Here is a 22771-nt window from a genome sequence, read left to right as displayed (position 1 = left end):
CGGCCGGGGCATCCGGCCCGGCGCGGATTAATCAGTTGTTTCGCCCGCCAGCGGCAGGCGGAACTCGAACACCGAGCCTTTGCCCGGGCGCGAGCGGCAGCCGACCTGGCAGCCGAGAGTCCTGGCCAGGCGCCGGACGATGGCGAGCCCGAGGCCCAGCCCCTTGGCCCGGTCGCGCTGGGGATTCCCGACCTGGAAGTATTCGTCGAAGATCGCCTCGATGTGTTCCGGCGCGATGCCGATGCCGGTGTCCCAGACCTGGATCAGGGCACGGTCGCCGCGGCTGCGGATGCCGACGAGCACGCCGCCGCCCTCGATGTACTTGAAGGCGTTGTCGATCAGGTTGCGCAGCAGGTTCAGGAGCATTTTCTGGTCGCTGAGCAGCACCAGCCCCTTCTGCGGGAAGAAGAACTTGAAGCGCAGGCCCTTGATCCCGGCCAGCGGGGAAAATTCCGTATCGATGCTGCGGAACAGATCCTCGGCCCGCACCGGGCCAATGCCAGGCTGGACGGTGCCGGAGTCGAATCGGGAAATCTCGAGCAACTCGCTCAGTATCCCCGAAAGGCTTTCCGCCGACCGCGAAAGATACTCGGCGATCCGCCGTTGCTCCGGGCTCAGTTCGGTCTTGCCCAGGGCATCCTGGAACAGGTTGATGGCGAGGATCGGTTGCCGCAGGTCGTGGCTGGCGGCGGCGAGGAAGCGCGACTTGGCGCGGCTGGCCTTTTCCGCTTCGTCGCGCGCCTGCGCCAGCTGCCGGAGCACCTTCTCCCGCTCGGTCAGGTCGCGGCCGATCGCCAGGTAGCGATCGCCCGGCAGGCGCTGGACGACCAGGTCGAGCGGCACCGTCGAGCCGTCGGAACAGCGCAGCAGCCAGCGCTGCTCGACGACGTCGCCGGCATCGCAGCGGGCCAGTTCCGGCGCGATGCGCGGGGTTTCCTCCTGGGCAACGATATCCACGTTGCGCAGGCGCAGCATCTCCTCGCGCGTGTATTTGGCGAGCCGGCACGCCTCGGCGTTGACGTCGAGCAGGTTGCCCTGAAGATCGCTGACGAAGATGGCCTCGCTGGCGTTGTCGAAAATCTGCTGTGCCAGTTGCATCCGTTCTTCGGTCTTTTTCCGCTCGGTGACGTCGCGCACGATGGCCCACATCGCTTCCGGCCGCCCGTCCCGGTCGCGAACGAGGAAGGCCCGCAATTCGACGGGAAACACGGTGCCGTCCTTGCGGATGTATTCCTTGGCGTACACGTCGGAATGGCCTTCGGCGATGATCTGCTCGGCGACGATGCGCGCCTCCATCTCGTGCCACCGCGCGGGGGTCATCTCGAAAAAGGTCATGTGGCGCAACTCGTCGGCGGAATAGCCGACCATTTCCTGGAACGCCGGGTTGGATTCCAGGATATAGCCCGCCATATCGACCATGGCGAAGGCATCGAGCAGGCTTTCGTGTAGCCGGCGGTAGCGCTCCTCGCTCGCCCGCAGGGTCTCCTCGGCGACCTGCTGTTCGGTGATGTCGGTGCTGACGCCGACCATGGCGACCGGCTTGCCGGATTCGTCGCGGACCAGGCTGGTGCGCAGGTCGATCAGCATCGGCGAACCGTCCGCCCGGTAATTGACGACCTTGCCGCGCCAGGCGCCGAAGCGGCGGGTCGCCTCGACGATCTCGTCCTGCGTCGCATCGGCTTGCGGGCCGTCGCCATAGACCGAGACATGGCGGCCGATACGGTTCTCCCCGGGCGAAGCGAGCGCCTCGGTTTCCGCCCGATTGACATACTTCACGGTGCCGGCGAGGTCGGTGACCGTCACCTGCTCCTGGATCTGGTCGAGCACCAGCGCCTGCAGGTGCAGCTCGCTGTCGAGCTGCTTGCGCCGGGTAATCACGTCGAAGACCGCGACGAAGTGGTCCGGGCCCGGCGAGTAGGCCTGGACGGCGAACCAGGCCTGCAGGGATTCGAGGAAGGTCTCGAATTTCTCCGGCTGGCCGCCTGCCGCGACCCGGCCGTAGATTTCGAACAGCTGCGGGTCGGCGGCGCGGATGCCGGGGATCACCTCGCTGACGCGCTTGCCGCAGACCGGGCCGAGCCCCGTCTGTTCGTGAAAGGCCGGATTGGTGTAGAGGTAGATGAAGTCCTGCGGCACGCCATCCTCGTACAGCATCCGGCAATAGGCGACGCCGTTGAGCATGTTTTCCAGAATGCTCGGCAGGGCATCGGCGCACTGGAACATCCGGGCATCCGGCGCCGAGGCTGCGGTGGCGGTCGCCTTGTCTTTTCCGGAGGAGGTTTCTTGCATGAACTCAGGTCTTCAGGATATTGCAGGCCAATGATGGCTGACGTTTCGATATTACGGCACGCCAATCAATCGTCCGCGCAGGGGCAAATCCGGTTTTTCAGTCTTTTTCACCGTCGACCGCAACCGGCTGCTCCAGCGTACTGGCCCGCGCCGCACGCAGCGTCGGGGTTTCGAGGCTGATGCGCCCGAGGGCGCCGCTGCGGTAATCGACCAGCAGGATAGCCGCAGCCTTTTCGAGGTCGAGTTCGCCGCCGCGGCCCTTTATGATGCAACCGCGCTTTTTGGCAATCGCTTCGATGACCGCAACGGCATCGCTGCCTTGCGTGGGAAACCCGTAACGGGCAGTAAGCAGGGCCGGGTAATGGTCGAGCAGGAAGGCCGCAAGGAAGGTGGCGACTTCGATGTCGATATAGGCATTGACGCCGACCGCATGGCTGGCGGCGAGCATCAGGCCGTCGACCGGGTGGGCGATCTTCGGCCACAGCATGCCGGGGGTATCGTAGAGGGTCAGCCGCGAACTGATGTCGATGCGCTGCTGGCTCTTGGTCACCGCCGGCTGGTCGCCGACGGCGGCCACCTTCTTCTTGACCAGCGCGTTGAGCAAGGTCGATTTGCCGACATTGGGGATGCCCATGATCATCAGGCGCAGCGGCTTGACGGCATCGTTGCGATGCGGCGCCAGTTGCTGGGCAAGCGCCGGCACGCGCGCGACGTCGCCGGGCTTCTTGCAGCTGATCGCCACCGCCTTGACGCCCGGCTGCTGGGCGAAATAGTCGAGCCAGGCCTTGGTCGCCAGCGGATCGGCCAGGTCGGCCTTGTTCAGCAGCTTGAGGCAGGGGCGCTGGCGGAAGGCGCGCAGCTCGTGGATCATCGGGTTGCTGCTCGCCTGCGGCAGGCGGGCGTCGAGCACCTCGACGACGACATCGGCCATGGCCAGCGTTTCGGCCGCCTTCTTGCGGGCGGAGGTCATGTGACCGGGGAACCATTGGATGGACATGGGCGTGGCGCGGCGTGATGGCGGGAAAGGTGGGCATTATCCCAAATCCGGCCAGCGGGCGCCGGTCTACATTTGCTTACAATTCCTAACAGCTTGGCCGGCGCGCCCCCGCTATCCTTCGATCATGCAATCCGGCACAGCGTGGCCGGGACCTCGAACCGCAGGAGAAACCGCATGAAAACCCTGATGAAGATCGTCGCCGCCACCCTGACCGGCGCCATCCTGACCCTCTCGGCCTCCGCCGCCTTCGCCGACGGCCGCGGCCGCGACTACGACCGCCGCTATTACGACGGCCGCGGCTGGGAACACAGGCACCATCATCATCACCGCCATTACCGAGGCCCCGCCGTCTATGCGCCCTACTACGCACCGGCCCCGGTTTACTACGGCCCGCCGCCCCCGGTGGTCTACGAGCGGCCCTACTACGCGCCGCGCCCGGCCGTGACCATCGGCGTTTCGCCGATCGTCATCCCGCTGCCCTGAGCGTTCCAGGAGGTATCATCGGGAATCAGCCACCCGCGGATTCCCCATGCACATCTGGGTCGATGCCGACGCCTGCCCCGGCGTCATCAAGGAAATTCTCTACCGCGTCGCCGAACGCACCCGCCTGCCACTGACGCTGGTCGCCAACCAGTGGCTGAAAACGCCACCCTACCCGGGCATTCGCTCGGTCCAGGTGGCCAAGGGCTTCGATGTGGCCGACAACCACATCGCGGAAAACGTGCAGGCCGGCGACCTCGTCATCACCGCCGACATCCCGCTGGCCGCCGCCGTCATCGACAAGGGCGCGCTGGCGCTCAACCCGCGCGGCGAGCTCTACAGCAAGGAAAACATCCGCCAGGCACTGGACATGCGCAATTTCATGGACGTCCTGCGCGGCAGCGGCGTCGAAACCGGCGGGCCGCCGCCGTTCAGCCAGGCTGACCGCCAGGCGTTCGCCAACCAGCTCGACCGCCTGCTGGCTAGGCGCTGAGGATCTGCCTGGAGGCGATTTGTTGCGCAAGGCCTTGCGCATCGCTACTGTGCACGCATAGCCTTCAGGTATCGGCATGCCAACCTGAATGTTGGCACACTTCTTCCGCCGATTTCGTTTCAGTTCATCTGCATGAGGCGACCCATGAAGCCCGTCTTTCAGTGGCTGGCACTCGCATCGCTCCTCCTTGGTGCAGGTGGCCCGGCCAACGGTGGCAATAGTGATGGCAAAAAGTGCCAGCCGCTCGTGGACGATGCAAGAAATACACAATTCGGCCTGGCAGTTACCCTGGCCGGCGGGGGCACCAAGGCGGCATCTTTCGGCATGGGCGTACTCTCGGCGCTGACCAGCGAGGAAATGAAAGCCAGAGGATCGGCCGAGCGGGGAAGCAAGCTTGCCATCGCTCAGACCGGCATGATCTCCACGGTATCCGGTGGCAGCTATGCGGGATATTTCCTCTATTCACGGCTTATCGACGCGAATAGCGACAAGAAGACGTCCTCCAGCACGTCTGAATCGGGAGAAACCTGGAAACCGGACTCGCTCAGGAATTACTTCACCGACTGCATTCCGAACAACCTCCAGGAACATTTCGCAAATCATGATGAAATCACGACAGCCGAAGCCGGGCGGCGGGGAACGACCAAGGAAAGTCTGTTCTGCCCGCCCTACGCCAACGCGATAATCGACGCAGGGACGGAAAAGCTGGAAAAGGCAACCGCTTACTGGAACACGACCCGTCCCGAAACCCTGCACCAGCAGTTTCTCCGCTGCCATCAGGACGTCCTTGCCTGGCAATTCTGCAATTTTGGGGTAAGCGACGACGGCCAAAACGATACGGCACCCAACCTGGCCTCCGGCGCGGTTCTCGTTCTGGCTACAGGCATCTCGCTGCCCTTCGCCTGGACCGCCAACTTCATCTTCGACTGGCCAGTCAACCTCTCGCCATCGCGCGTCGCCTACCGTGACGGGATCGGCATGGCTTTCGGTTTGCGCCCGCAGGACGCCAGAGCCCTGCAGGGAACAACAGAGTGGGCCGCAAACGTGCATGCCATTGCCGGCGCGAAATTTGTCGATGACCGGCTGGTGCTCGACGCCAGCAATCTGAATTTCGCCAAGCTCCGGGAGTTGACCCGCGGCCAACCCACGGATCCACCGCTCTGGGTGATCAACGCGACTGCGGCTCCCAGTCGCCACTTGCTCGGCTGGCTCGGCCAGAACGATGTAAACCTCGACGAACACATCTTTCACATGTCGGGGCAAGAGCAATGCGCGGAGTCTGTCGGGCCGATTCCGATCGATCATCGCACCTTGTGGGACACCGACGAACCCCTCGAGAACCTCTCGCCCTTATTGAGCGCAGTGAATGCATCGGCCGCTTTCTTTGACGCCAATGAACAGACGCTGGGGCAACCGGCGCGCTTTCTTGCCGGGGTAGGGTTACAGGCAAGCAACCTCAACTGGGGCATCGATCTGATAAATCTGGACAAGAATCATCGGCCAAGGGTAGGAAAGGTGCGGGAGAGGGTGCATGAATCTGCCCCATTCCCCCTGTATCTTGCAGAGTCGGCAAGCGCGCATGCGGCCGGGAGCGACCCGGTATTCGTGCGCCTGGTCGATGGCGGCTCTTCGGACAATCTCGGCGCCTACGGCCCGATTGTAGGGGGCGTCAGGGACATCATCGTCTCAGACCACTCACAGGATGCCGAAGGCTCCATGGGAGACCTTTGCTACCTGCACAATGAACTTTACCTGCGGCGTGGCCTGCACTTGCACATTCCTGGTCTGACACGCTGGCCAGAGGGCTGCCTGAACGAAAACATCCTCCGCCGCTCGCGGAACGCGCGGAATGACGAGCAGTTAGCAGACAAGTTGCAAAACCTGAAAGGACACCGAAACATAATGGGCGAGCCGGCATTTTTCTACCCGATATGGGGTTGGCCCTACCCCTTCCTTGCCGCTTGCGTCAGCCCGAGCGAGAAGCCGTCCGGTTGCCTCGCCGACCCGGTCAATCGCTTATGGATCGTCAAGCCGGCTTTCGACTACCCCTACTGGCTCAACCAGCAAACCCAATGCCAAGTTCCAGAAGCGGAAGGCCCCGGTTGCCATGTATCACCGGCAGGGGAATCTTCACGCCGGATCATCGCGAGTTGTGGCAGTAACGACGAACTGCCATGCGAAAGCTCGGCTGTGTTGCTACGAAATGACAATTACGTGCGGCACGTTTCCAACTTCGACACACCGGAGTTTCCCCAGGGATCGACGGTGAAGATGACATTCAACTCGAGCGCCAACATCTATGGCGCCTACCGCGAACTGGCCCGGCATTACACACGCCAGGCAATCCAGGCAATAGATCGTGTCCGTTCCGACCCGAGTGGCAAGGCCTACGAGCGCATCCTGTGCTGGCAGGGTGCGCATCCGATCAGGGGCAGTGCCGACTCCGGGGATCTGAAATTTCTATCGGCATGGGGTGACATCAGGACACCAGGCTGGGGCAACGATGAACGTGCGCAAGCGCGCCTCGGCGTTGGCAAGGACGATGCCCAAGCCTACATTGCCGAGGTTCCCGACTGCGCCCGAGTGCTGTCAGAAGGCGCTGGCAATCCCTGATTGCGACTACGCTACCTCGCGCGCTTCGGCGAAGCGCAGGTTGGGGTACTTTTCCTTGACCATGTTCAGGTAAACGTTGTTCGGCGCCAGGTAGACCGGGTCGTCGGCGCCGTCGAGCGCGACGTTGGCGCTATAGCGGTCGGAAAGCTGGCGCAGCTCGTTGGCGTCGCCGTGGATCCAGCGCGCCGTCGAGCAGTTGTAGTTCTCGAAGATGACCTGGACGCCGTATTCGTTTTCCAGCCGGCTGGCGACGACGTCGAACTGCAGCGTGCCGACCGCGCCGAGAATCAGGTCGGTGCCCGCCAGGGGGCGGAAAAGCTGAGTTGCCCCCTCTTCAGCCAATTGCTGAAGACCTTTCTGCAATTGTTTGATTTTAAGCGGATTAGCGATCCGCGCCAGACGGAAATGTTCGGGTGCGAAGGACGGGATGCCGGTGAAGCGCAGGTCCTCGCCCTCGGTGAAAGTTTCGCCGAGACGGATGGTGCCGTGGTTGGGAATGCCAATGATGTCGCCCGGGTAGGCTTCGTCGGTCGTGCTGCGGTCGCGCGCCATGAAGGTGATGGCGTTGTTGACGGCGAGAAACTTGCCGCCGGCCCCCTGTCGGACCTTCATGCCGCGCTCGAAACGGCCCGAGCAGACGCGCAGAAAGGCGATGCGGTCGCGGTGCCGTGGGTCCATGTTGGCCTGGATCTTGAACACGAAACCGGAGAATTTCGGCTCGTTCGGCTGCACTTGGCGGGTCACCGCCGGGCGGGCGATCGGCGCCGGCGACAGGTCGACGACGGCGTCGAGCAGGCTTTGCACGCCGAAGTTGTTGACCGCCGAGCCGAAGAACACCGGCGTCTGTTTGCCAGCCAGGTATTCGGCGGCGTCGAACGGGTGCGAGGCGCCACGCACCAGCTCGATGTCGGTACGCAGTTCGTCGGCCTGGCTGCCGATCAGCTCGTCGAGGCGCGGGTTGTCGAGGCCCTGGATGATCTCGGCCGTGCCCTTCTCGGCCTGCGGGTCGAAGAAGGCGATGGCGTCGTCGTAGAGGTGATAGACGCCGCGGAAGCGCTTGCCCATGCCAATCGGCCAGGTCATCGGCGCGCACTGGATGCCGAGCACCGACTCGATTTCGTCGAGCAGGTCGATCGGTTCCTTGCCCTCGCGGTCGAGCTTGTTGATGAAAGTGAGGATCGGCGTGTCGCGCATGCGGCAGACGTTCAGCAGCTTGATGGTCTGCGCCTCGACGCCGTTGACCGAGTCGATGACCATGGTCGCCGAGTCGACGGCGGTCAGCGTGCGGTAGGTATCTTCCGAGAAGTCCTCGTGGCCCGGCGTGTCGAGCAGGTTGATCATGCACTCGCGGTAGGGAAACTGCATCACTGACGAGGTCACCGAGATGCCGCGCTGCTTTTCCAGCTCCATCCAGTCCGAGGTCGCGTGGCGGCTGGCCTTGCGGGCGCGCACTTCGCCGGCGACCTGGATGGCGCCGCCGAACCACAACAGCTTTTCGGTGAGCGTCGTCTTGCCGGCGTCTGGGTGGGAAATGATGGCGAAGGTGCGGCGGCGGGCGATTTCGGTGTCGAGAGCGGTCACGGCGGGCGGCTGAAGAGCGGAAAGACAGCGATTATACCGTTGCCGCAATGCAACAAAGACCTAGCCCGGCGGCAAAACCTGCCGATAGAGCGCCCGGCTGGCGTAGGCGAGCCACGGCAGGGTCAGCGGCAGCAGCGGCAGCAGCACGACGCTGGCGATGGTTGCGGTCGACAGCAAAAAAGCCCACAAAATGGCCGGTCCGAAGTTGCCGAGCACGACGCGCACGCTGGTCACCACCGCATCGACCAGCCCCGTCCGCCGCTCGCACAGCAGCGGCACCGAAAATGCCGAAATGCAGTAGAGCAGCAACGCGACGACCAGCCCGGAAACCGCCGCCCATTTGACGAAGCCGATCACGCCGGCCGCCGCCGGTATCAGGTCGACCAGCCAAACCGGCGTGGCACCGACCATGTAGGCATAGAGAATCGCCGCGTCGGTGATGAAGATCATGAACAGCAGGCCGCAGACCAGCGCCAGCGCCCACAGGGCCCGCGCCGCGCCGGCGAAGCCGGCAGCCACCGCACCCGGGGTGACCGGCGCGCCCGCCTCGAACGCCCGCGCGATCCCGAAGAATCCGGCCAGGATTGCCGGCCCGACGAGCATGAAGGCCCCCGCTGCGGCGATCACGAATGGCGACCACCCCTGCGCCAGCAGCCCGCCCATGATCGCCGCACCGCCCAGGACGAAAATCAGCGAGTAGGCGATGCTGACGCCGCGCGTGGCGTTGGCGAGGCGCCAGCCGTCGGCCAGGGCCTGGCGCAGCATCGCGGTCGTTAGGGGGTTGATGGTCATGGCGGCGGAAATCCGGTTGGCGGCGACATGGGAAGGCTAACCAAAAGCCGATGCCCGGACGCCAATCCAGATCAAATAATTCCCCTGCTTTCAGTATTGTCATGCCCCGACCGTGGAAAATTTCATACCGGCGTCACGAGGCCCGCGGCTAACCTTGCGCCCATGCTCGTTTCCATGCCTTCCGCCTCGCTCTGTCGCCCCGCTGCACGCCTGCCGGCCCTGTCCCGGCTGGTCGGCGCCGTGCTGTTCTGGCTGCTGGCGATGCAGGCCGTCTGGGTTCACGCCGCGGCGCTCGAATTCCTGCCCGGCGAACCGCTCGGCCGCTGGATGGAAGTCATCGTCGAGAAGGGGCGGCCGCTGACGCTCGACGAGGCGGTCGAACAGTTTCGACGCGGGGCCTATGTCCGGGGTCACGAGGAAGTGCTCAAGTTCGGGATCGGGGCGCGCCCTGTCTGGCTGCGCCTGGCCGCGGACAACAACGGTCTGCGTGCCGCCGAGCGCCGCCTGCAGGTGGAAAACTCCTGGCTCGACCGCATCGACGTCTATCTCGTCAATGACGGACAGCTCGTCGCCCACCGGACGGCGGGCGACGCCGACGCGGGCGCCCAGCACCCGCTGCCCGGCCTCGGCTACGTCTTCGAGCTGACGCTGCCGCCCGGCCAGAACGAGATCCTGCTCCGCGTCGAGACGCCGGACCCGCTGCTGGTGCCCGTCCGCCTGCTCGACGACACCCAGATCGGCGCCCTGCAGCGCCAGTACGACTATGGCTATGGGTTGCTCTACGGCTTCCTGCTGGCGCTAATCGCCTACAACGCCATGCTCTACATCGGTCTGCGCGAACGCAGCTACCTCGACTACACCGTCTATCTCGGCAGCTTCATCCTGCTCAACCTGTGCTACACCGGCCACGCCTACATCTGGCTGTGGCCCGCGAACACGACCCTGCAGCAATACGCCATCCCGCTGATGATGGTGATCTTCGGCTGTCTGGGCCTGCGCTTCGCCGACGGCTTCCTGAATCTCGGCCAGTTCGCGCCGCAACTGCATCGTCTGGTGCGCTGGCTATCGCTGACCGGGCTCCTCGTGGTCCTGCTGGCGATCCTGCTCCAGCGCCAGGCGGACGCGGTGCTGGTCGCCTTTCTCTTCGTCCTGGCGTTCTCGATCGTCATGGTCTGGCTCGGCATCGTCGCGGCCCGCCGCGGCCAGATCGCCAGCCACTACTTCCTGACCGCCGCACTGACCTCGATGCTGGGCAACATGGCGACGGCGCTGGCCGTCTGGTTCGGCCTCGCCTATTCGTCGGTCGCCTTCCATGCCGCCGGCTGGGGTGTCGTCGCCGAGGGCATCCTGCTCGCCCTCGCCCTCGCCTACCGGATGCGCCAGTACCAGCGCGCCCAGGCGCGAGCCGAGCATCTCGCCCGCACCGACCCGCTGACCGGGCTGCTCAACCGGCGGGCTTTCCTCGAACACGCCGCGCCGGTATGGAGCACTGCCCGGCGCAGCCAGCGCCCGCTGGCGGCGATGATGGTCGACATCGATTTCTTCAAGAAAATCAACGACACCCACGGCCACGCGATGGGCGACAAGGTGCTGCAGGCGGTTTCGGCGCTGCTGCCGGAAGTCTGCCGCAGCAGCGACATCGTCGCCCGCTGGGGGGGCGAGGAATTCGTCATCCTGCTGCCGGAAACAAACGCCGAGCAGGCCAGCCTGCTGGCCGAGCGCCTGCGCTCGAAGATCGCCGCCCTGCGCCTGGGCACGCTGCGCAAGCCGATCAAGCTCTCGGCCAGCTTCGGCATCGCCGAGCGGAGCGCCCACGAAAGCCTAGACCAGCTGATCAACGACGCCGACGAGTGGCTCTACCGCGCCAAGCAGACCGGCCGCAACCGGGTGGCCGGGCTCTCGGTGCTGCCCTCCACCTGAGCGGAGCGCCTGCCTGCCCTCAGACGGCGACCAGGGTCTGCCGTCCGTACCACTCCTCGCCGGGCGGCAGCGTCACCGGCTGGCTGGCGATGGCCGCCTCGACGCACAGCATGTGCCGCCAGCCGTCGGGCGCCATGTCGGCGAGGGCGGCGCAGCGCTCGACCCACGGGTTCCACACCACGACGTCGGGAAACCCCTGGCTCTGGATGCCCAGGCTGAGGTTGCCGGCCTTGAGCAGCTGCGGCCGCCGGACGTTGCGATAGACGCGGTCCACCTCGCCGTCGACGACCAGCTCGGTGCCGGTTTCGCGCACCACCCGGTCGCCGTTGGCGGCATCGCGGTAGTCGTGGCCGTACAGACCCTCGAGCGCGGCATCCTCGACCTGGACGACGCGCAGATAGGAATGCAGCGCGCCGGTGAAGTCGAACGGGGCGGAGCCGGTATTCTCGACGCCGAATTCGACATCGATGCGGTCGACCTCGATCATCAGGGTGATTTCGGCCTTGAACGGGTGCGGCCAGAGGGCGCGAGTGTCCGCATCGTCGGCGATGGCGAGGGTGGCCAGCGCATAGTCGTCGCCGCAGCGCTGCGCCGTGACTGTCCACTCGCGGGTGCGCACGAAACCGTGCTTCGGCAGGGTGCCGAGGCCGGCAAACTGCGGAAAGCAGACCGGAATGCCACCGCGGATGGCGACGCTGCCGTCGAAAACCGCCCGCTCGGAGAGAAACAGGCGCTCGCGGCCGTCCGGCGTGATCCACGACAGGACCTGCCCGCCAAGGCGGCTGATGACCGCCGACGCGCCGCGCGGCCCGTTGAGGCGCAAGGCCTCGATACCGTGGAATTCAATCGTTTCGATACTGGGTTTCATGAGTTTCCGGCGCCCTGGGCACCACGTAGAGTTGGGGGCGAACGTGCAGCAGTTCGACGCGCTGTCCGAGCATGGTCACGCTGCCGGGCCGGCGGTTGTCGCCGTTGTCGCTGTATTCGAAGGCGTAGACGCGGCGCAGTTTCAGTTGCCCGTCATCGTCGCGCGCCGGCCGCAGCGAACGGATGACCACCGTTTCGTCGAGCAGTTGCAGCCCTTCCTCGGCGCACGCCGCCTGCGCTGCCCGGATGCCGATTTCGCGCGCCTTGAGGCTGTCCAGCCAGAGCCAGACGCCGGCTGCCATCAGGCCCAGAACGAGCAGTTCGAGAAAATCCATCGCCGAAGTATACGCAAACCGTGAAACATGCCACGGCGTTTTTGGGGATTTTGCGGGATAATCCGCGCACCTCACACTTGCGCCGAATGATGAAGTCCGCCCTGAGACTGTTTCGCGACCTGATCCCCTTCGCCCAGCCATTGGCCGAGAAGAAGGCAGCCGAGGTGCGCGAACTGCTCGATACGGTCGCCGGGCTGTCGTCCTACGAGGTGGTCAACGAGCTCACGACCAGCGTGATTCCCGCCATCGTCGAGCAGCAGAACCTGCACATGCGCTTCAAGCTGCTCGAGGACGCCCGCCAGGAGGCCGAAAAGGCACTGCCCGTGCTCGAGCGGCACATCGATTACGCCGAATTGCCGCTGCCGCTCGCCGCGACCAGTTCCGCCCTCGCTGCCGACAACCTGATGAAGGCGCTGGCCGTCGGTTACTACGGGATCGCCCGTGCCATCGCGCAGGGCACCCAGCACAAGGCCCTCGGCCGCATGTTCCAGCGCGCCGTCCTGCGCGCGATGATGCTCCTCGCCCGCCGCCAGCAGCTGGCCTACCGGACCTACGCCAAGCCCTCGTCGTCGTCGTGGACCATGCTCCACGAGCTGTACCAGATGGCGCGCCAGCAGCATGCCCGGACGCCGGACGAGGACATCGCGCCGATCGAACACCAGTACCTGAGCGCCCTGCTCTTCGCCTACCTGGAACCGAGCAAGCTGCCGCGCGTCGATCTCGCGGCCGCCATCTTCTGCACCCAGCAACTGGCCATCCACGCCAGGATCGCCGAGGTGACCCCGGAAACGAACAGCAGCCAGGCCAGCGGCTCCTGCTTCCTGGTGCGTCCCGAGGAAGGCAACCCCGGCACCCCGCTGCAGCGCCTGCCGCAGGGCGTACCCATCTTCGACGGCCTCATCATCGACTGCAGCGGCGTTCTCGCGGCCCTCGACAAATCGACCAACCGCAGCGCCGAATTCAGCGACGAACCCGGCCTCGACATCCCGCCGGCCCTGCTCCACACCCTGCAGCTGGCGCTCGGCGGCCGCTCGATGCGCCGCTTCGCGCGCAAGCGCTTCAAGCCGCACGCCGACCTCGTCGGCGGCATAGCCCAGGTCATTCCCTTCATCGAAGGCAGCGCGCGCTCGCGGCGCTCGGCCGACGCGGCCAACCAGCATGGCCCGAAAAGCTTCGCGCCCAGCGAATGGTCGCTGATCGACCAGAGCCCCGACGGCTTCCTCGTCCGCTTCATCCAGGGCGAGAACTGGAAGGTCGGCGTCGGCAACATCGTCGCCCTGCAGCCGCGCGAATCGAGCAAGGTCCATGTCTGCCTGGTCCGGCGCATCGCCACCAACACCCAGGGCCGCCTCGAACTCGGCCTGCAGGCGCTGTCGCCGCAGGTCAGCGTCGTCGACCTGCCCGGCCACAACGAAATCCGGCGCGGCATCTACCTCCACCGCCTGCCGGCCTACGGCGACCGCCCCGGCATCATCGCCCGTCCCGGCCAGCTGGCCAGCGGCCACAAGCTCCGCCTCGCCGCCTCCGGCACCACCCAGCTGTGGCAGATCGGCCGCCGCCTCGAAGCCTCCGAAGGGCTGGAATTCTTCGCCCTGGTCCCGCTTTAATGCTCAGCTACCGCCACGCCTTTCACGCCGGCAACCACGCCGACGTGCTGAAACACCTCATCCTGCTGCAGATCGCCGAATACATGGGCGAAAAGCCGGCGCCGTTCTGGATCATCGACACCCACGCCGGCGCCGGCCGCTACGCGCTGGAATCGGCCCACGCCAGCAAGCTCGGCGAGTACCGCGACGGCATCGGCCGCCTATGGGAGCGCAAGGGACTGCCGCCGGCTGCGGTCGACTACGTGGAATTCGTCAAAATGCTCAACCCGGACGGCCAGTTGCGCCATTACCCGGGTTCGCCGTGGCTGGCCAGCCAGCTGCTGCGCGACAGCGACCGCCTGCGCCTCTACGAGCTGCACAGCACCGACGTCAAGCTGTTGCAGGAATGCTTCCGGGGGGCCGGCCGCCAGGTCACGATCACCGCCGGCGACGGCTTCGCCGGGCTGAAGGCCATCCTGCCGCCACCGACCCGGCGCGCGCTGGTGCTCATCGACCCCTCCTACGAAACGCGCGACGACTACGCGAACGTCGTCAAGGGCCTGCAGGAGGCGCTCAAGCGTTTCGCCACCGGCACTTACGCCCTGTGGTACCCGCTGCTGACCAAACCCGAGTCGCGCAAGCTGCCGGAACGCCTCAAGGGGCTGGGTGCGGCGAACTGGCTGCATGCCACGCTGGAGGTCCACGCCCCCACGAAGGACGGCTTCGGCATGCACGGCAGCGGCATGTTCGTCATCAACCCGCCGTGGACTCTGGAAAAGAAGCTCCACGAAACCCTGCCCAGGCTGACCGAGACTCTCGCCCAGGGCGATGGCGCCCGCTTCGTGCTGGAAAGCCAGGGCGACTGATTTTCAGTCGAGTTCGGTGTATTTGGCCCGCGAACCGTAGGCCTTGGCCACCGGGTATTTCTCCGCATTCTTGAGCAGCTTGGCGCGCGCCGCGCCCGCCAGGTCGATTCCCGCCGCGTCGGCCAGCAACAGCAGGTAGAGCAGGATGTCGGCGCATTCGTCGCGCAGCGCCTCGGCGGCCCGCGGATCGGCCGGCAGCGCCTCGACCTCCGCATCGCTCTTCCACTGCGTCAGTTCCAGCAGTTCGGCCGCTTCCAGATTGAGCGAGGTGATCAGGTTGCGCAGCGAATGGAACTGCCGCCAGTCGCGCGCATCGCGGAATTGCAGGACAGCTGCGGTCAACGCCTCGAAATCGCTCAATTTCACACCTCCTCTGTCGCCGCAACGGCTTGCGATGCCGGCGCGAAGCGCACCGTCACCCGCGCGCCGCCGAGTTCGGGCGAACGGTCGATACTGGCCTGGCCGCCGTGCTGGCGGGCAATCTCGCGCACGATGGCGAGCCCCAGGCCGCTGCCGCGGCTGGCACTGCCGGGGGCCTGGTAGAAGCGTTCGAAGACCTTTTCACGGTCGGACTCGGATATCCCGGTACCGCTGTCCTCGACCACCAGCCACGCCCCGTCGTCGCCGGCACCGCAGCGGACGTTAACGCTGCCGCCGCGCGGCGTATGGCGCAGGGCATTGTCGATCAGGTTGGCGAACACCTCCTGCAGCAGCAGGTGGTTGCCGAGCACGGCGCACGGCGCGAGGTCGAAGCCGAGGTCGACGCCGTTGCGGATCGCCACCGGCAGCCAGTCCTCGGCCGCGGCGTGGGCCACATCCGCGAGCGCCACGAGCGGCTGGTCGCGGGCGAGCGACGGTTGCGCCCGCGCCAGCATCAGCATCTGTTCGACCAGGTGCGACAGGCGATGCGCCGCCGCCAGCAGCCCCTGCAGGCGCTGCCGCATGGACGCATCCGATTCGGCCAGGGTCGCCTCGACCTGCGCCTGCAGCGCCGCAATCGGCGTACGCAACTGGTGTGCCGCATCCGACACGAAGTGGCGCTGGGTGTTCAGCGAATGGCCGAGGCGACTCAGCAATTCATTGATTTCATTGACCACCGGCTGAATTTCCTCGGGCACGTCGGTGGTCACCGGCCGCAAATCAGTGTGCGAGCGACCGGCCAGCTCCTCGCGCAGGCTGGCCAGCGGCTCCAGTCCGGCGCGCACGCCGAACCAGACCACGGCCAGGCTGACGACGATCAGCAACAGCTCCGGCAACAGCATGCCAAACAGGATTTCGCGCACCAGCGCATTGCGCTTGACCAGCGTCTCGCCGGCGAGGACGGTAAAGGTCTTGCCGGCCCGCTCGGCCCGCAGCGCCGCAACGCGTACCGGCCGCTCGGCAAGCCGGCCATCGAAGTAATAGCGCCCCTCGCTCCAGTCCGTCTTCGGCAGCCGCGGCGGCGGCATCGGCAGGCCGGCTTCGCCGTCGAGCAGTTCGCCGTTCGGACCGCGCACGGCGAAAAATATCTGGTCGAACTTGTCGACCAGCAGGACGTCCCTCGCCTGCGCCGTGAGCGGCAATACCGGCTTCCCGTCGACGATCGCCAGCTGCTCGACGATCGCCAGCGCCGTGTCGAACAACGCCCGGTCGTAGGCCTTGGTGGCGCTGCGCAGCGCCACAAAGTAGGCGGTCATCGCGCCGGCCAGCAACAGCACCAGCATCGCCGGCAACAGCCAGCGCAACAGCAGGAAGCGCAGGCTAGGCTGCCGCATCGCCGGCTTCGCCCGGCTTTTCCAGGTAGTAGCCGAGGCCGCGCACGGTGCGGATCACGATGCCGGCCGGTTCGAGCTTGCCGCGCAGGCGCGAGATGAACTTCTCGACCGCGTTGGGCGTGATCTCGTCCTCCCAGCTGTACAGCGCCTGCATGATCTGCTCCTTGTTGACGATGCGATTGACGCGCTGGGCGAGGAATTCGAGCGCCGCCCACTCGCGCGCCGTCAGGTCGAGCGCCTCGCCGTCCAACCAGGCGCGCTTGCCGACGGTATCGAGCGCCAGGCGGCCGAGGCGGATGACCGGTTCGGGGGTCGCCTGGCCGCGCCGAATCAGCGCCCGCACCCGCGCCTCGAGTTCGGCGAGCGCCACGGGTTTCACCAGGTAGTCGTCGGCGCCGAGGTCGAGCAGGCGGACCCGCTCCTCGAGCGCCTCGCGCGCCGACAGGATCAGCACCGGCACCATCTGCCGGCGCGCCCGCAGGCGCTGCAGCACCTCGCTGCCGTCCAGCCCGGGCAGGCCGAGATCGAGGATGGCCAGGTCGACCGTGCCGCTTTCGATCCAGCGATCCGCCGTGCGGCCGTCGCCGGCCACCTCGACCACGTAGCCGGACTGGCCCAGGGCGCGCGCCAGCCCATCGGCGAGCAACGCATCATCTTCGACAAGGAGTATCCGCATCACGGTCAGCAGTTGGTCAGGATAGCCTCTTACGATACCACTCCCCGCACCGATTGACCTGCATGCGCCATCTCCTGATCGCTCTCCTGCTGCTTCCCGTTGCAGTCCTGGCGCAAACACCCCAACGCCTGTCGCTGGCCGAAGCAGAGGCGCTGTGGCAGGAACACAACCGCGAACTGCAGCTGGCCCGGACCGCGGTTTCCGGCGCCGAAGCCGACCTCGTCGCCGCGGGGCAGATTCCCAATCCCCAGGTCTCGCTGAACATCACGCAGATCAGTCCGTCCACCGGCTACGGCTCCGGCCCGTGGAAGGACAAGAAGATGGACAACGTGCTACGCCTCGACCAGCTGGTCGAGCGCGGCGGCAAGCGCGACCTGCGCGTCAAGGGCGCCGACGCGCTGCTCGACGCCAGCCGGCGCGACCTCGACGACACCGGCCGCCAGCAGTTGCTCAACCTCCAGCAAACCTACTACGACCTGCGGCTGGCCCAGGACAAGCGGCGCCTGGCCGGCGAATCGGCAGCCACCTACGACCGCGGCCTGGAAACCGGCCGCATCCGGCTCAAGGCCGGTGACATCTCGCAGGTCGAGCTGTCGCGCCTGCAGATCGACAAGTCGCGCGCCGACAACGATGCCCGCCAGGCCCAGAGCGAACTCGAACAGGCGCAAGTGGCGCTAGCCTACCTGATTGGCCGCGAACGCGAGGCCGCGCTGCTGGTCGCCGACGATGCCTGGCCGCCCCTGGCCAGCCAGCAGCGCCAGCGCGGCGACCTCGACCAGCGTCCCGACGTCGCCGCCGCCCGTCTGCGCGTCGCCGCCGCCGAAGCGGCACGCGACCTGGCGAAGGCGCAGAAGACACGCGACGTCACCCTCGGCGTCCAGTACGAGCACAACATGCAGAGCGAGCCGACCGACAGCTTCGGCTTCGGCGTCAGCGTTCCCCTCTTCATCTGGCACGAATACGAAGGGGAAATCGGCCGCGCCGAAGCCGACCTCACCGCCGCGCGCCTGCTCTACGACCGGACGCTGGCCCAGGCCGTCGGCAGCGCGGACCAGGCCGGCAGCGCCCTGCGCTCCGCCGAGGAACGCCTGCGGCGTCTCGAAACCGGGCTGCTGGCCGATGCCGAGCGCGTCGCACAGGCCGCCGAGCTGGCCTACAGCCGGGGCGCCATGAACCTGATGGACCTGCTCGATGCGCGCCGCACCCTGCGCCAGGTCCAGGTCGAAGCCGCCACCGCGCGCGCCGACTATGCCAAGGCGCTGGCCGCCTGGCGCCTGCAGGCCGACTACGGAAAAACCCGATGAAGCAAAAACTCACCTGTCTCGCCCTGATTCTCGTCCTCGCCGGCTGCGGCGCCGACCCGGAGCCGACAAAACAGGCCGCCGTCACGGTCGACGGCGACCGCGCCATCCTCAGCGAACCGGACAAGGCCGACTTCCTCAAGGTGGCGACGGTCGAGAAGGACCAGGGCTCGACGCTGCGCCTGCCGGGGCGCCTGGTCTGGGACGAGGACCGCACCGTGCGCATCGTGCCGCAGGTCGGCGGGCGCGTGCAGAAGATCGCGGTGGAAATCGGCAGCGCGGTCAAGGCCGGGCAGATGCTGGCCGTCCTGGCCTCCCCCGATTTCGGGCAGGCCCAAGCCGACGCGCGCAAGGCCCAGGCCGACCAGCAGCTGGCGAAGCAGGCGCTCGAACGGCAGCGCGAACTGCACGCCGCCGGCATCGTCGCCGACAAGGACTGGCAGCAGGCGCAGGCCGAAGCCGTCCGCGCCCAGGCCGAAGCCGAGCGCGCCAGCCGGCGCCTGGCCGGCCTCGGCGGCGCCAGCGACGGTTCCTACCTGTTGCGCACCCCGCTCGCCGGCGTCGTCGTCGAGCGCAACCTCAACCCCGGCCTGGAATACCGTCCCGAAGCGGGCGTCGAACCGCTGTTCGTCGTCACCGACCCGACCCGCCTGTGGCTCCGGCTCGACGCCAGCGAAGGCGACCTGGCGGCGCTCAAGGCCGGCGAAAAGATCAGCCTGCAGGTCAAGCAATACCCCGACGAGCGCTTCGCCGGCGTCATCGTGCACGTCGGCGATTTCGTCGATCCGAGTACCCGTACCGTCCGCGTGCGTGGCGAGGTGCCCAACCCGGACCGCCGGCTCAAGGGCGGCATGTTCGTCACCGCCCTGATCGAACTGCCGCCGACCTCGGCCCTGCACGTCCCGGCCGCCGCCGTCTTCCTCGTCGGCGAGCAGCGCTATGCCTTCGTCGAGGAAGCGACCGGCCGCTATGTCCGCCGCGCGGTGCAGGCGGGCGCCGAACGTGACGGCTGGCTCGACATCCACGCCGGCCTCAGGGAAGGCGAGAAGGTCGTCGTCGAAGGCAACCTGCACCTGATCAAGTATTTCAAGAACACGCCTCAGCCAGCCAGGCCGGCTGCCAAATGATCAAGCGCATCGTCCACTTCGCGCTGCACGAGCCGCTGTTCATCCTGCTCGGCCTGGTGCTGTTCATCGGCGTCGGCATCTCGGCCTTCCGCTCGCTGCCGATCGAGGCCTTTCCGGACGTCACCGACACCCAGGTCACCATCATCACCCTCTACCCCGGGCGGGCGCCCGAGGAAGTCGAGAAACAGGTCACCATCCCGCTCGAAATCGCGCTGGCCGGCGTGCCGAACTCGATCCGCATGTTCTCGCACACGCAGTTCGGGCTCTCCTTCATCGTCGTCACCTTCGACGAAAAGCCGACCCTGTTCATGGCCCGGCAACTGGTCGAGGAACGCCTGCGCGGCCTCGACCTGCCGCCCGGCGTCGAGCCGGAACTGGCGCCGCCGGCGACCGCCACCGGCGAAATCTTCCGCTATCGCGTCGAGGCGCCCGGCCTGAAACCCACCGAGGCACGCGCCATCCAGGACTGGACCATCGCCCGCCAGCTCAAGCAGGTGCCCGGGGTCGCCGACGTCGTGTCGATCGGCGGGCCGATCCGCCAGTACGAAGTACGCCCCGACCTCGGCCGGCTGCGCGACCACAACCTGACCATCGGCCAGCTCTTCGCCGCGCTGCAGCGGGCCAACGCCAATGCCGGCGGCGGCTCGGTGGCGCAGGGCAGGCAGCAGTTCCTGATCCGCTCGCTCGGGTTGCTGCGTTCGTCGGCCGACATCGGCAGCGTCGTCGTCACCGAGAACAAGGGCACGCCGATTCTCGTACGTGACGTCGCCGAGGTCGTCGAATCGCGGGTGCCGGCCCAGGGCATGGTCGGCTTCACCGACGTCAACGGCGACCAGGACGACGTCGTCTCGGGCATCGTTCTGCTGCGCAAGGACGAGAACCCGTCGATGGTCCTCGACGCCCTCAAGGCCAAGGTCGACGTCCTGAACAATTCGGTCCTCCCGCAGGGCGTCCGCATCGTCCCCTATTACGACCGTTCCTGGCTGATCGGCAAGACCCTGCGCACGGTCTTCATGAACCTGCTCGAGGGCGCCCTGCTGGTCACGCTGGTGCTCTATCTGTTCCTCGCCGACCTGCGCGCGGCGGCCATCGTCGCCTCAATCATCCCGCTGGCGCTGCTCGGCACCTTCATCTGCCTGTCGCTGGTCGGCATTCCGGCCAACCTGCTGTCGCTGGGCGCGATGGACTTCGGCATCATCGTCGACGGCGCGGTCATCGTCATCGAGAACATCTTCCGGCGCCTCGGCGAAGCGCAACGGGTCAACGATCACCGCCCGCATACCCGCACCATCCAGGACGCGGTAATGGAAATCGGCCGGCCGACGGTGTTCTCGATCATCATCATCATCGTTGCCCACCTGCCCATCTTCACCATGCAGCGCCACGAAGGGAAGATCTTCTCGCCGATGGCCTTCTCGGTCGTCGGCGCCCTGGTCACCTCGCTGATCCTGTCCTTCACGCTGGTCCCCTTCCTCAGCAAGATCGCCTTCCGCAACCATGTGCCGCATGAAGAGACGAAGCTCATGCACTGGTTCATGAACCGCTACGAGCCGGCGCTCAAATGGGCGCTCGCCAATGCCCGGCGGGTGCTCGTCAGCGCCCTCGTCGCGCTCGGCATCACCGCTGCCCTCGTTCCTCAGCTGGGCACCGAATTCCTGCCCGAGCTGAACGAGGGGTCGATCTGGATCAACATCACCCTGCCGACCTCGGTCTCGGTCGAGGAAGCACAAAGCGACCTGCGCAAGCTGCGCAACCTGGTCGCCGGCTTCCCGGAAGTCAATGCCGTCGTTTCCAAGGCCGGGCGCCCCGAGGATGGCACCGACCCCAAGAACATCAACATGACTGAGATGCTGGTCGATCTCAAGCCGGATTCCCAATGGCGGGCCGGCATGACCAAGGAAAAGCTGGTCCGCGAGATGGAAGACCGGATCAACGACATGCCGGGCATCGAGCCGACCTTCAGCCAGCCGGTGCGCGACCAGATCCTCGAATCGATCTCGCAGATCGACGGCCAGATCGTCATCAAGATCTTCGGCGATGACGTGCGGACGCTCCGCGAAACCGGCCACCAGCTGCTCGAGCGCATCGGCAGCGTGCCCGGCGTGGCGCGCGCCTTCATCGACCGCGACGGCGACCTGCCGCAGTACCGGCTGGAAATTGACCGCGCCGCCGCCGCCCGCTACGGACTCAACGTCGCCGACGTCCAGGAGGTCATCGAAACCGCGCTCGCCGGCAAGGCGGCGACCGAGCTCTGGGAGGGCGAGCGCCATTTCAGCGTCGTGGTGCGCCTGAAGAACGAGGAACGCTCCCTCGACCGCCTGCGCGATGTGCTGATCCCGACCCCGTCCGGCGCCCAGGTGCCGCTCGCCAACCTGGTCGACTTCAAGCTCGGCAGCGGCGCCATGAACATCGCCCGCGAAGCGGGGCAGCGCGTCGTCGCCATCGGCGTCTTCATCCGCGACCGTGACATGGGCAGCGTCGTCGCCGACATGCAGGCCCACGCCAAGGACATCGAATTGCCCAAGGGCTACTCGATCCTCTGGTCCGGCGAATTCGAGAACCAGGAACGGGCGATGAAGCGCCTGATGCTGGTCGTACCGCTGTCGATCCTGCTGATCTTCGTACTGCTCTTCGACGCCTTCGAATCGTTCAAGGACGCGCTGATCATCATCTGCAACATCCCCTTCGCGCTGATCGGCGGCATCTTCGCCCTGCTGCTCTCGGGCATTCCGCTCTCGGTATCGGCGGCCATCGGCTTCATCGCGCTGTTCGGCCAGGCGGTGCTCAACGGGGTGGTGATGGTCAGCTACTTCAACCAGTTGAAGCAGCAAGGCATGGATTCCTACCAGGTCGTCTTCCAGGGCGCCATGTCGCGCCTGCGCACGGTACTGATGACCGCCCTGCTCGCCATGCTCGGCCTGCTGCCGATGGCACTGTCGCACGGCATCGGCTCCGAAACACAGCGGCCGCTGGCGCTGGTCGTCATCGGCGGCCTGATTTCGGCGACGCTGTTGACGCTCTTCGTGCTGCCGACGCTCTATTACTACCTGGCGACCCATCCGCGGCTGGCCAAGGCACTGCATTGACGGCGACG

The 22771-nt window shown here is 66.3% G+C and carries 18 protein-coding genes; 9 read left to right on the top strand and 9 right to left on the bottom strand.

Annotation, left to right across the window (positions count from 1 at the left end):
* Positions 1-27 precede the first annotated feature (27 nt).
* Complete coding sequence (locus GH660_RS16665; protein WP_153147889.1) at positions 28-2289, bottom strand: PAS domain S-box protein; 2262 nt, start codon at positions 2287-2289, stop codon at positions 28-30.
* A 97-nt stretch (positions 2290-2386) separates the two neighbouring features.
* Entirely contained in the window at positions 2387-3286 is a 900-nt protein-coding gene (gene ylqF, locus GH660_RS16660) for a ribosome biogenesis GTPase YlqF (protein ID WP_153147888.1), read from the bottom strand.
* A gap of 174 nt (positions 3287-3460) precedes the next feature.
* Here ylqF and GH660_RS16655 point away from each other — a divergent pair, with 174 nt between their 5' ends.
* From GH660_RS16655 to GH660_RS16645, 3 genes are all read left to right on the top strand, one after another.
* On the top strand, positions 3461-3769 hold the full coding sequence (locus GH660_RS16655; RefSeq protein ID WP_153147887.1) for a hypothetical protein: 309 nt from the start codon (positions 3461-3463) through the stop codon (positions 3767-3769).
* Positions 3770-3815: 46 nt separating this feature from the next.
* Positions 3816-4259, top strand: coding sequence for a YaiI/YqxD family protein (locus tag GH660_RS16650; RefSeq protein WP_153147886.1), 444 nt, complete (start codon positions 3816-3818; stop codon positions 4257-4259).
* 144 nt (positions 4260-4403) lie between these two features.
* Positions 4404-6872 carry a hypothetical protein gene (locus tag GH660_RS16645; RefSeq protein ID WP_153147885.1) on the top strand — a complete coding sequence of 823 codons (2469 nt, stop codon included), beginning with the start codon at positions 4404-4406 and terminating at the stop codon, positions 6870-6872.
* A 6-nt stretch (positions 6873-6878) separates the two neighbouring features.
* Here the strand turns inward: GH660_RS16645 and GH660_RS16640 are convergent, their stop codons facing one another.
* Both GH660_RS16640 and GH660_RS16635 read right to left on the bottom strand, forming a co-directional pair.
* A complete protein-coding gene (locus tag GH660_RS16640; RefSeq protein WP_153147884.1) occupies positions 6879-8453 on the bottom strand; it encodes a peptide chain release factor 3 in 1575 nt (524 codons plus the stop codon).
* Between the two features lie 60 nt (positions 8454-8513).
* Positions 8514-9245, bottom strand: coding sequence for a DUF2189 domain-containing protein (locus GH660_RS16635; RefSeq protein ID WP_153147883.1), 732 nt, complete (start codon positions 9243-9245; stop codon positions 8514-8516).
* Positions 9246-9407: 162 nt separating this feature from the next.
* Here GH660_RS16635 and GH660_RS16630 point away from each other — a divergent pair, with 162 nt between their 5' ends.
* On the top strand, positions 9408-11165 hold the full coding sequence (locus GH660_RS16630; protein WP_194266344.1) for a diguanylate cyclase: 1758 nt from the start codon (positions 9408-9410) through the stop codon (positions 11163-11165).
* Between the two features lie 19 nt (positions 11166-11184).
* On the opposite strand, the gene GH660_RS16625 is transcribed toward GH660_RS16630, so the two are convergent.
* Complete coding sequence (locus GH660_RS16625; RefSeq protein WP_153147881.1) at positions 11185-12033, bottom strand: D-hexose-6-phosphate mutarotase; 849 nt, start codon at positions 12031-12033, stop codon at positions 11185-11187.
* A complete protein-coding gene (locus tag GH660_RS16620) occupies positions 12008-12367 on the bottom strand; it encodes a DUF3301 domain-containing protein (RefSeq protein WP_153147880.1) in 360 nt (119 codons plus the stop codon). Before GH660_RS16620 ends, GH660_RS16625 begins: the two co-directional genes overlap by 26 nt.
* A gap of 86 nt (positions 12368-12453) precedes the next feature.
* On the opposite strand from GH660_RS16620, the gene GH660_RS16615 reads away from it, so the two are divergent.
* Together GH660_RS16615 and GH660_RS16610 are read left to right on the top strand one after the other, a co-directional pair.
* Positions 12454-13974, top strand: coding sequence for a hypothetical protein (locus GH660_RS16615; protein ID WP_153147879.1), 1521 nt, complete (start codon positions 12454-12456; stop codon positions 13972-13974).
* Positions 13974-14819 (top strand): 23S rRNA (adenine(2030)-N(6))-methyltransferase RlmJ, encoded by an 846-nt coding sequence (locus tag GH660_RS16610; RefSeq protein ID WP_153147878.1) that lies wholly within the window; start codon positions 13974-13976, stop codon positions 14817-14819. Before GH660_RS16615 ends, GH660_RS16610 begins: the two co-directional genes overlap by 1 nt.
* 3 nt (positions 14820-14822) lie before the next feature.
* Here GH660_RS16610 and GH660_RS16605 read toward each other — a convergent pair whose 3' ends face one another.
* Genes GH660_RS16605 through GH660_RS16595 form a run of 3 tightly spaced genes read right to left on the bottom strand, consistent with a single transcriptional unit; the run spans position 14823 to position 17249 of the window.
* Entirely contained in the window at positions 14823-15179 is a 357-nt protein-coding gene (locus GH660_RS16605; RefSeq protein ID WP_153147877.1) for a MazG-like family protein, read from the bottom strand.
* Between the two features lie 2 nt (positions 15180-15181).
* Positions 15182-16573, bottom strand: coding sequence for a sensor histidine kinase (locus GH660_RS16600; RefSeq protein ID WP_153147876.1), 1392 nt, complete (start codon positions 16571-16573; stop codon positions 15182-15184).
* Positions 16560-17249 (bottom strand): response regulator, encoded by a 690-nt coding sequence (locus GH660_RS16595; RefSeq protein WP_153147875.1) that lies wholly within the window; start codon positions 17247-17249, stop codon positions 16560-16562. Before GH660_RS16595 ends, GH660_RS16600 begins: the two co-directional genes overlap by 14 nt.
* Positions 17250-17311: 62 nt before the next feature.
* Between GH660_RS16595 and GH660_RS16590 the strand changes: the two genes are divergently transcribed.
* Genes GH660_RS16590 through GH660_RS16580 form a run of 3 tightly spaced genes read left to right on the top strand, consistent with a single transcriptional unit; the run spans position 17312 to position 22763 of the window.
* Positions 17312-18553: a TolC family protein gene (locus GH660_RS16590; RefSeq protein WP_153147874.1), complete on the top strand. Its 1242-nt coding sequence runs from the start codon at positions 17312-17314 to the stop codon at positions 18551-18553.
* Entirely contained in the window at positions 18550-19677 is a 1128-nt protein-coding gene (locus GH660_RS16585; RefSeq protein WP_153147873.1) for an efflux RND transporter periplasmic adaptor subunit, read from the top strand. Before GH660_RS16590 ends, GH660_RS16585 begins: the two co-directional genes overlap by 4 nt.
* Positions 19674-22763: an efflux RND transporter permease subunit gene (locus tag GH660_RS16580; RefSeq protein ID WP_153147872.1), complete on the top strand. Its 3090-nt coding sequence runs from the start codon at positions 19674-19676 to the stop codon at positions 22761-22763. The genes GH660_RS16585 and GH660_RS16580 overlap by 4 nt, the downstream gene beginning before the upstream one ends.
* Positions 22764-22771: the final 8 nt, after the last annotated feature.

Source organism: Dechloromonas sp. H13, assembly GCF_009469615.1.
Taxonomy (GTDB): domain Bacteria; phylum Pseudomonadota; class Gammaproteobacteria; order Burkholderiales; family Rhodocyclaceae; genus Azonexus.
Note: the sequence above shows the minus strand (reverse complement) of the source record. Positions and strands in the feature narration are given on the sequence as shown.

Bases quoted from the DNA above. Each gene is read 5' to 3' on its own strand.
- GH660_RS16665 (WP_153147889.1), bottom strand. From the start codon at position 2,289: ATGCAAGAAACCTCCTCCGGAAAAGACAAGGCGACCGCCACCGCAGCC.
- ylqF (WP_153147888.1), bottom strand. From the start codon at position 3,286: ATGTCCATCCAATGGTTCCCCGGTCACATGACCTCCGCCCGCAAGAAG.
- GH660_RS16655 (WP_153147887.1), top strand. From the start codon at position 3,461: ATGAAAACCCTGATGAAGATCGTCGCCGCCACCCTGACCGGCGCCATC.
- GH660_RS16650 (WP_153147886.1), top strand. From the start codon at position 3,816: ATGCACATCTGGGTCGATGCCGACGCCTGCCCCGGCGTCATCAAGGAA.
- GH660_RS16645 (WP_153147885.1), top strand. From the start codon at position 4,404: ATGAAGCCCGTCTTTCAGTGGCTGGCACTCGCATCGCTCCTCCTTGGT.
- GH660_RS16635 (WP_153147883.1), bottom strand. From the start codon at position 9,245: ATGACCATCAACCCCCTAACGACCGCGATGCTGCGCCAGGCCCTGGCC.
- GH660_RS16630 (WP_194266344.1), top strand. From the start codon at position 9,408: ATGCTCGTTTCCATGCCTTCCGCCTCGCTCTGTCGCCCCGCTGCACGC.
- GH660_RS16625 (WP_153147881.1), bottom strand. From the start codon at position 12,033: ATGAAACCCAGTATCGAAACGATTGAATTCCACGGTATCGAGGCCTTG.
- GH660_RS16620 (WP_153147880.1), bottom strand. From the start codon at position 12,367: ATGGATTTTCTCGAACTGCTCGTTCTGGGCCTGATGGCAGCCGGCGTC.
- GH660_RS16615 (WP_153147879.1), top strand. From the start codon at position 12,454: ATGATGAAGTCCGCCCTGAGACTGTTTCGCGACCTGATCCCCTTCGCC.
- GH660_RS16610 (WP_153147878.1), top strand. From the start codon at position 13,974: ATGCTCAGCTACCGCCACGCCTTTCACGCCGGCAACCACGCCGACGTG.
- GH660_RS16600 (WP_153147876.1), bottom strand. From the start codon at position 16,573: ATGCGGCAGCCTAGCCTGCGCTTCCTGCTGTTGCGCTGGCTGTTGCCG.
- GH660_RS16595 (WP_153147875.1), bottom strand. From the start codon at position 17,249: ATGCGGATACTCCTTGTCGAAGATGATGCGTTGCTCGCCGATGGGCTG.
- GH660_RS16590 (WP_153147874.1), top strand. From the start codon at position 17,312: ATGCGCCATCTCCTGATCGCTCTCCTGCTGCTTCCCGTTGCAGTCCTG.
- GH660_RS16585 (WP_153147873.1), top strand. From the start codon at position 18,550: ATGAAGCAAAAACTCACCTGTCTCGCCCTGATTCTCGTCCTCGCCGGC.
- GH660_RS16580 (WP_153147872.1), top strand. From the start codon at position 19,674: ATGATCAAGCGCATCGTCCACTTCGCGCTGCACGAGCCGCTGTTCATC.